The sequence below is a fragment of the Glutamicibacter sp. BW77 genome, from assembly GCF_002332285.1.
GTDB lineage: Bacteria > Actinomycetota > Actinomycetes > Actinomycetales > Micrococcaceae > Glutamicibacter > Glutamicibacter bergerei.
The window spans coordinates 22,076-30,120 of record NZ_NRGT01000028.1 but is presented as its reverse complement, the minus strand read 5'-3'; the positions used below and the strand labels follow the sequence as shown (position 1 = coordinate 30,120).

13 protein-coding genes are annotated in these 8,045 nt (G+C 57.5%); 12 read left to right on the top strand and 1 reads right to left on the bottom strand.

Going from position 1 to position 8,045, the window contains the following annotated elements; genetic code table 11:
* From CIK74_RS18640 to CIK74_RS02725, 4 genes are all read left to right on the top strand, one after another.
* Positions 1-736 (top strand): hypothetical protein (locus CIK74_RS18640; RefSeq protein WP_170947711.1); only part of this gene is annotated, 736 nt, incomplete at its 5' end.
* A 110-nt stretch (positions 737-846) separates the two neighbouring features.
* Positions 847-1,029, top strand: coding sequence for a hypothetical protein (locus CIK74_RS02735; RefSeq protein ID WP_096254248.1), 183 nt, complete (start codon positions 847-849; stop codon positions 1,027-1,029).
* 151 nt (positions 1,030-1,180) lie between these two features.
* On the top strand, positions 1,181-2,608 hold the full coding sequence (locus CIK74_RS02730; RefSeq protein WP_096254247.1) for a hypothetical protein: 1,428 nt from the start codon (positions 1,181-1,183) through the stop codon (positions 2,606-2,608).
* A gap of 218 nt (positions 2,609-2,826) precedes the next feature.
* Positions 2,827-3,135, top strand: coding sequence for a sodium/proton-translocating pyrophosphatase (locus CIK74_RS02725; protein ID WP_141392854.1), 309 nt, complete (start codon positions 2,827-2,829; stop codon positions 3,133-3,135).
* A 50-nt stretch (positions 3,136-3,185) separates the two neighbouring features.
* Here the strand turns inward: CIK74_RS02725 and CIK74_RS02720 are convergent, their stop codons facing one another.
* Entirely contained in the window at positions 3,186-3,476 is a 291-nt protein-coding gene (locus CIK74_RS02720; protein WP_096254245.1) for a hypothetical protein, read from the bottom strand.
* A 320-nt stretch (positions 3,477-3,796) separates the two neighbouring features.
* Here CIK74_RS02720 and CIK74_RS02715 point away from each other — a divergent pair, with 320 nt between their 5' ends.
* The 8 genes from CIK74_RS02715 (at position 3,797) to CIK74_RS02680 (ending at position 8,006) form a co-directional block, all read left to right on the top strand.
* Complete coding sequence (locus CIK74_RS02715; RefSeq protein ID WP_096254244.1) at positions 3,797-4,687, top strand: ArdC-like ssDNA-binding domain-containing protein; 891 nt, start codon at positions 3,797-3,799, stop codon at positions 4,685-4,687.
* A 93-nt stretch (positions 4,688-4,780) separates the two neighbouring features.
* A complete protein-coding gene (locus CIK74_RS02710; protein ID WP_096254243.1) occupies positions 4,781-5,191 on the top strand; it encodes a hypothetical protein in 411 nt (136 codons plus the stop codon).
* Between the two features lie 64 nt (positions 5,192-5,255).
* Positions 5,256-5,438, top strand: a complete 183-nt coding sequence (locus CIK74_RS02705) for a hypothetical protein (protein WP_096254242.1) — start codon at positions 5,256-5,258, stop codon at positions 5,436-5,438.
* A 77-nt stretch (positions 5,439-5,515) separates the two neighbouring features.
* A complete protein-coding gene (gene nrdH, locus CIK74_RS02700) occupies positions 5,516-5,749 on the top strand; it encodes a glutaredoxin-like protein NrdH (RefSeq protein WP_096254241.1) in 234 nt (77 codons plus the stop codon).
* An 89-nt stretch (positions 5,750-5,838) separates the two neighbouring features.
* Positions 5,839-6,357, top strand: a complete 519-nt coding sequence (locus tag CIK74_RS02695) for a single-stranded DNA-binding protein (protein ID WP_096254240.1) — start codon at positions 5,839-5,841, stop codon at positions 6,355-6,357.
* Positions 6,358-6,481: 124 nt separating this feature from the next.
* Positions 6,482-7,276 (top strand): ParA family protein, encoded by a 795-nt coding sequence (locus tag CIK74_RS02690; protein WP_096254239.1) that lies wholly within the window; start codon positions 6,482-6,484, stop codon positions 7,274-7,276.
* A gap of 2 nt (positions 7,277-7,278) precedes the next feature.
* Complete coding sequence (locus CIK74_RS02685; RefSeq protein ID WP_096254238.1) at positions 7,279-7,698, top strand: hypothetical protein; 420 nt, start codon at positions 7,279-7,281, stop codon at positions 7,696-7,698.
* Positions 7,698-8,006: a hypothetical protein gene (locus CIK74_RS02680; protein ID WP_096254237.1), complete on the top strand. Its 309-nt coding sequence runs from the start codon at positions 7,698-7,700 to the stop codon at positions 8,004-8,006. The genes CIK74_RS02685 and CIK74_RS02680 overlap by 1 nt, the downstream gene beginning before the upstream one ends.
* The last annotated feature ends 39 nt before the right edge of the window (positions 8,007-8,045 follow it).

The following is an 8,045-nucleotide window of genomic DNA, read 5'->3' as shown; positions in this document are numbered from 1 at the left end:
CCTCATCTGTGAAGAGCCGCATAAGGTTTCTTCCGCACGAGTCATTGAGAAGTCTTTAGCCGGAACTGTACTCGGGAACCCCCTTTCCCCGCTCATAAGCTCGGCCACGGTACTAGAGCACGACCAACCAACTCCTAAAAATCAGGATTTTAATTGGTCCCTAGCTCACTTTGACGAGATCGGCGTTGACGGGCTGCAAGCGTGGGCTGGGAAATATGCGCAATGGGGACCAAAGTTCATTTTTCCTGCGGTCAGCATCTTTTCACGCGATAACGTCTTTGCCGAAGAAAAAGTCAACACTTTGTCGATGACCGTCGAAGCAGCCGGAACGCTTTTAGGCAGACAACTTGGGGAAGAAATTACTTACAAGCCTGGCAAAAAGCCAGGTCCCTCGACGTCAACGTATGTCTACCGTTGCTTAGCAGTGCTAAACGTCTATTGGAATGAGATTGCCCCGAACTGTGTAGGTCTTGCCCGTGGACTTGCTAAAACCTATAACGCAACAAAGCACTACAACAAAGGGAAGTATCCAGAACCGGAAGTGATCGTGCTTTCCAGCAAAGTCTTGGAATATCTCGTTCGGCTGATAGCCCTGTACTTAGTTGATACCAAAGGCCACCTACTCGATAAATACAGAAAGGCACCAGGACTTCTTCGGCTAGGCGGCTGGCACCGACACCTCGCGATTTCGTTCGATGAAAACGGAACAGCGATTCCGTATAACCCTAGTGTTTGATCTTTCGAATTCGAGCGTGTCACACCTCGCTTATCCCTAGGCCTAAGGGGTAGGGTGAAGCTATGAACGTAAAAAGGCGACCACGCGGCTCTATGAAAGAGCCTGTATCTGTGGGATGGGAAATTGACCGCCCGGTCAAAGACCATTTTGCTGCTCTGGCAAAAAAAGCGGGGTATACCAACTCCGCGTTTCTTGAGCTGATGATGCGTTCTGTAGAGCTAGACAAAGACGGAAAGCCAACTTGGATTCCGCCACAAGACACCGAGGGGCAGCTGCCTATCGATAAGCCATAAACGGAAAAGGCCGCGCTGAGCGCGGCCTTTTCTAAGAATCCGAATCTGATCTGCCATAACTTTGGCGAGTACCGCAGACCAGATTGACCAGAAGCTTCCGGTTACCAGCCGGACGCTCCCTTCAGTACATTCCAAAACCAGAAATGCCTATATGTCTATAGTAGCGCCTTCACGCATCCAATCAAGCACCAGCAGTCCGGAAACGGGGCCGCAAGACGCGATACAAGCCACAACGACGCGTCACTGCACCCGCCCGGCAGACGGCCGCGTAGCAGCGATCCTGGCCCATACAGCCCAGGGGCACCGCCCGTTTATCAAGGCAGAAACCCCAGAAGGATTCACTGCCAAGGGGAAAAGCCAGTTCAATGCGGCCAAAGAAGCAATGGCCACTAAACACGCCCACACCCCCGCACCCCTACACATCAAGCGTGTCTCACGCGCCCAGGAAACCTCTCCCCGCGCGATTGCCTGGGCAATTCCGACCGGCAGCAAGAAAATCGACCACACCGCCCAAGCCTGGCGCGCCACACGCTCCCTGGAAGAGCTGCTGTGCCGCCGTGCCGACTGCAAACGCAACATCCTCGCCGTGCTCTGGGTACTGCTTCGCTACACCGACCACGACAGCATGACGGTGCGTATCACCTGGGACACCATCGCCACCAAAGCACGCGTATCCCGCGCCACCGTAGGCAACGCCCTGCGCTTCCTGCGCACCCACGGCATCCTCGGCATCGTCGCCTCAGGCCGCAGCGCCGAATACGCCGCCAAAGCTGGCCAACCAGCCACCAACGAAGCCCCCGTCTACGTCATCACCCGCCCCATCGGCCTCGGCCTGCGCCCCCAGGACGCCAAAGACACCACCACAACCCGCCCGACCCCCAATCGCACGGCCTGTGGAAATAACTTAGAACCCCTCCCCGTAGGGGGGTTAACCACTTACGAAGTAAGTTCCTACACGCGCACGCGCGAAGAAAACACTCATAATGAGCCGCTACGCGGCACTGAAAAACTTTTTGGGCACGGCTCCGCCGTGCGAACTCACCACAGCGATCATCGACCAGTTGAGCTGTGGCCAGCTCACAGAACGATCAGCTCTAGAGGACAGGGGCTATCGGCTGCCACTGAAATCTTGCGTCGGATGCCAGATTTTGCCCGTTTTTCCAAGAAAAACGTGCTCAACATGTTCAAACCCTTCTTCTCCAACGGATGGACAATCTCAGATATCCAGCACGCCTTGGAATGGCGCACCACCCCAGGCCTGCACGGCAAGGAAGCCTGGGGAGCACTGCCCCAGCACAACCGTGACACTCAGTCCTACATCGACTACTGCCTGATCTTGCGCGCAGCGATCCTGCACCGCATGAACCAATGGCGCACCGCCACCGGAGAAATCATGCTCAGCAGATCCCAGCGAGCAGCAGCCGCCAGCAGCCACGCGCGCGCCGCCGCCCGCGCCGCCGCCGAACGCCGCGCCCAGCAAGCCGCGCAGCGCCCGCAACTGCGCAGCACCGCTTCCCGAGGTGCCGCAGCCGCACGCGCCGCCCTGGCTGCCGCACGCCGAACCGGGGCATGTTCCTAGCCTCCTGCCCACATGGGCACGACAAAAGCTCAACCGCAAGCGGCTTTTCTCGCACACATGATGGACAGCAGGAACCAAACGACCGACCGCACACAAGCCACACGTTTAGTACTCGAGTTTGCACACGACACGCGAGCATGACATGTGCACGGATCTCTGACCAGGCACCACTCACCAGAAAACAGCGAAACCCAAACTGTCCGACGATACACCTAGACTTGCCATATGCCCGAAGGAGAAGCAATGACCCCCTACGCAGCAGACGAAGCCGCCCTAAAAATGCGCGAGCAACGCTGATCCCCATCCTGCTGATCCTGGGCGTGATCGTCTCAGGATCGCTCACAGTACTTTTTGGAATCGCACTAGCAGCAGTAATCATGGCTGTAGCCTGCTTGATGCGTATCATCTGGCAGACAGCGCACTTCCAGGGCTACAAAAACACGACCGAAAACCGAACACTCACAATCCTGGGATACAGCGCAGTTCCCATCGTGCTTATTGCGCTCATACTCAACATCTTCATCTAACCAGCACACCAAAAAGGGCCGGCTACATTAGCCGGCCCTTTTTCGCGCATCTACGCCACGTCTCGCACAGTCCAGGAACCATCCCGAGGATGCTCCACCAGATCCCATGCCAGCAGATCCGAACGGGGATTAGCCCCTAACCGCACCTGCACCCTCCACACCGCAAAATCAATAGGATCAGCAGCCCCCTTCTTGATTTTGAACGAGTGGTCTTCCCACCAGTTCACCCGCTCAAAATGACGGCTCGGCTCGACCGCGACCTGCCAGACACGGCCGCCGCGCCGAATCTTCCAAGGCACACCGGCCGCCGTAAAACGCACCTCAACAAATTCGTCAGACATAACGAGCCAAGGCTACGCCCTGGCACAGACAAAAGGACGGCCGCACGCGGCCGACCTATCCCCTACCCCACTCTTTCGTACCTCGTTCCTGGCGCTCCATCATGCCTGGCCGGCCGCTGCGCGCAAGGGCTACGCCCCGGCTCCTCCGAGATTTTCCGGGCGCGGTCGCAAGCTCCCTTATCCCGCCCAGAAATTCTCTCCCCCACCGCCCTACGGGTTGCACTACGCGGCCTTATGCCAGGAATGCTCCGCTTATCAGGAACGAGGTGATCAACCGAGCATCTCATTTAGCCCTAATAGTACTTTTGGAGGTACATCTCATGGCACGCAAGATCAAGAACACCAAGACCGCCGACCAACGCCGCGCCGAAGCCGAAGCAATGCAGGCAAAAATCGCTGAACAGGTCGAGCAGCTGCGCAACAGCGACGCATGGATTAACTACCTGAATTTCGCCCAGGCCTTCCACCGCTACAGCGTAGGAAACCTACTGCTGATCATGGCCCAGTGCCCAGGCGCTACCCACGTCGCCGGATACCGCACATGGCAGAACCTCGGCCGCCAGGTGCGTAAGGGAGAAACCGGCATCCGAATTTTCGGCGGCCGCAACGTCAAATGGACGGCAGAAGACGAGCAGACCGGAGAAGAAAAAGAGCACAGCGCGGTTCGATTCTTCCCCGTGAGCGTGTTCGACATGGCCCAGACGGATCTAATCGACCCAGAAGCCGAAGACCCTAGCACCATCGCCCACAAACTCACCGGCGACGACCCCCAGGGCATCACCCAGGCAGTCACAGACTATCTCACCGGCCAAGGCTGGACCGTCACCCGCGAGCCGATCAGCGGCAGCGCCAACGGCTACACCACCACGGACGGCAGCCGCCAGGTAGTCATCGACGCAGCACTAGCACCAGCACAGGCAGCCAAGACCGCACTACACGAAGCCGCCCACGTGATCCTACACAGCAGCGAAGACGAAGCCGCCGAATACATCGAGCACCGGGGCATCAAAGAAACCGAAGCCGAGAGCGTGGCCTACATCGTCGCCGGAATCCTCGGACTGGACACCAGCGTCTACAGCATCGGCTACGTGGCCGGATGGAGCCAAGGAGACACCGAAATGATCAAGGACACCGCCGCCCGAGTCCTCAAAGCAGCACACCAGCTAGCCGAAGCCATCACCGAGCCGGAGGAAATCAAAGAAGCCGCCTAAAAACTACCACTAATAGTACTATTACCGTTGCTTTCTAATAGCGGTAATAGTACTATTAGAGTTAGAAGGAAGAGTAAAGAGGAAGGAAACCCCATGAACAAGGCAATTTTCATCTACGACCAGCTAGCAGTATGCGGCCCCACCGAAGAGCACCACACCACCGCAATTCAGTTCCGGCAGGTGCTTGGTGTGAACGTGCTGGCATCACTCGGAGCCAGCGACCTCACCGCAGTGCCAGGAACTCACCAGCGCGGCGGCCTGCTGCTGACCGTCCGAGTGCTGCCAATGACCAAGCGCGGCACGCGCGGCACGCAGCCCCGCAAAATGGGCATCATGATCAGCCTGACCCCCGCCGATGAAATCGAGATTGAAGCCCGAGAAATCACGCGCGGCACAGAGCATGCAAAAATCGAGGGAGTCGGCATCGAGCAGCTACAACGCGCAACCCTGGCCATCGACTATGACGGCCCCGAAGTGCTCAACCCGCGCTACTGGACGAACTAACACCAAAAGTACTATTACCGCCGTCGGTGGTAATAGTACTATAAGAGTTACAGGAGAATGTCTAATGCTCACCATTGAACAGATCGAGAATGCGGCCGCCGAGGTGATCCGGGGGATCGCGCCGGAGTACCGAGCAGAGCTAGTCAAGGAAACGCGCAGGCGCTACTACGGCCCCGCCGATGATGCGGCGGCAGTAAGCGACCTCATGCAGAACATTGCAGCAGCTCGCCGCTATCCGACAACATGACGACACTAATAGTACTGTTACCGTTGCTTTTGACTAGCGGTAATAGTACTATTAGAGTTAGAAGGGAAGGAAGGGTCATGAGTTCCGAAATCACCGTTTACACCAAACCTTCATGCGTGCAGTGCAACGCCACCTACCGGGCGCTGGACAAGAAGGGGGTCAGCTACCGCAAGGTAGACATATCGACCGATGCGCAAGCTCTGGAGTACGTGCGCAGCCTGGGCTACATGCAAGCGCCTGTAGTCGTCACGGCCGACGATCAGTGGTCAGGCTTTAGGCCGGACAAGATCGAAGCCCTTGAACCGCAGTAAGTTTACCCAAAAGTTTCACAAAACCCCTTGTAACTCGCTAACTCTAACAGTACTATTAGAATTACAAGGTTCAATCAGCAGGAGGAAAAATGTCCCACATTACCCGCAGTGGAAACCTTGTCAAAACCCCCGAACTGCGCCAGGGCGAGAACGGAGCCTACACTTACGCACGTGTAGCAGTTACCGACCGCATCCGCACCAAGGACGGCTTCACCGATGGCCCAAGCATCTTCTATGACGTGCAGGTGAGCGGAGTTCAGGCCGAAGAACTGGTGGAATGCGCCCAGGCCTCCGGCAACGTGCGCGTGCTGTTCTCGGGCCGCTACCGCGTGACCGAGTTCAAGGGCGCACAGGGAACCACGATTCAGCACCAGGTGACGGCAGACGAAATCGGCATCAGCCTACGCAATCAGTCAGTGCGCGCAGGGAAGCGCAATGCGCAGCCAGCCGCCGTTGTCGATCCCCAGGGCGGCCCCAGCCAGCAGCGCGACACCCACACCTACGGCGAAAACTTGCAGGAACGCCAGCCAGAAAACCAGGACTTCTACACCCAGCCGCAGCAGAACGGCGGCGTGCAGAACCCCTATCTGAACAACACTGGAAACTAGCAGCAGTCGGCAAGTGCGGGACCGAGCGGCCCCGCACTTGCACCCCTAGTAGTACTATAAGACTTGTACCCCTAACAGTACTTTTAGAGTTGTTAGTACTGTTACCACTATTGGAGGTAAGAACGTGAGCGCAGAGATTATCGCCCTGGCCAACCAAAAAGGCGGCGTAGGAAAATCAACCACCACGGTTAACTTGGCGCGCGCAGCCGTTCGGCGTGGCTTGCGTGTCCTGGTCGTGGACCTGGACCCCCAAGGAAATCTAACTGACGCACTGGCGGCCGAGCCGGTGGCAGATGACCAGGTGGGCCTAGCTGACGTCCTGAGCGCCCGAGCGGACGAAATACTTTCAGATGTTATCGTGCCGTCAATCTGGGCAGGCGTGGACATTGCACCGACGGCAGGCGATACCCTGGCATCCGTAGGCGAGGAACTGATCACCACAGGGGCCGGCCGGGAATCAAAGCTGCGCAAGGCACTTGCGGAAGTGTCCGAGCGCTACGACCTAATTCTGGTGGACTGTGCCCCTAGTCTGGACCAGCTCACCATCAACGGCCTGACAGCGGCCCATAAGGTACTAATCGTTACGCAGTCCAAGAAGTGGAGCCTAGACGGCCTGGCTAAGCTGCTACGCACCATTGAGAGCGTGCGCGAGCACTATAACCCAGGTTTGAAGGTGGCCGGTGTCCTGGTGAACCAGCACGAAGGCCGCACTATCGCAGGGCAGACCTGGCTAGACGAGCTGCACGCCGCCGCCGAAGCGCGAAACTTTACGGTGCTTACCCCGCCAATCCCGAAGCGCGTAGTCATCGCAGATGCCACCGAAGCTTCAGTGGCCCTCGATGAATGGGGGAACGCCGAAGCTATGGAACTAAGCGCGATGTACGCCGATCACCTCACCATTATTCAAGGAGTCAAGTAGCTATGGCAGGCCGCCCAACAGCCCGAAAATCGAACCTGGCAGGAAGTAGCCCGGTCAAGCCCGTAGAAGCCGCAGCGGCCGCGCCAGCTGCCGCTACACCGCAGCAGGCAGAACCTAAGAAGGCCGCCAAAGCTGCCCCCGCAGCGCAGAAGCCAGCCGCCGAAGAACCGGCCAAAAAGCGCAAGTACCCACATAAAGTGTCGTTCTATCAGGACATGACCGACACTGACCGGGTGCGCGGAGCCATCCTGCACACGATGATTTCAGAGGGCAACCGCAACCTCTCGCAGTTCATTCACAAGGCAGTGATGAAAGAAGTAGAGCGCCTGGAAGCCGAATACAACGGCGGCAAGCCCTGGCCATCAGTCAAGGCCAACGATATGCCCCAGGGCGCAGCATCACACGGAGAAAAGGAAGACTAATGCGCAAAACCATCATCACGCTTGCATCAATTGTTACGGCCGTAGCTGCGCTCTATCTCGCATTTGCCTATACGGCCACGATTACCCTACTTGGCAATACTGACACGTCCGCAGTCCTAATCCAGAAGGGTTGTTCAGATTACACCGAGTTCGTGTTGAACCGGACCCACGAGGGAATGGACACCAAAACCATCGACAAGCTGTGGAACGAGCACGCAGCGCCAACGGTAGACCCGGACGACCGCTGGAACACCAACGATACATGCGGAACCGTCGAATCAATCGCGGCCTACGCTAAGACCAAATAGAGCAGGTTCAAACTGTAGGGCCACAGAAGGATACTACTG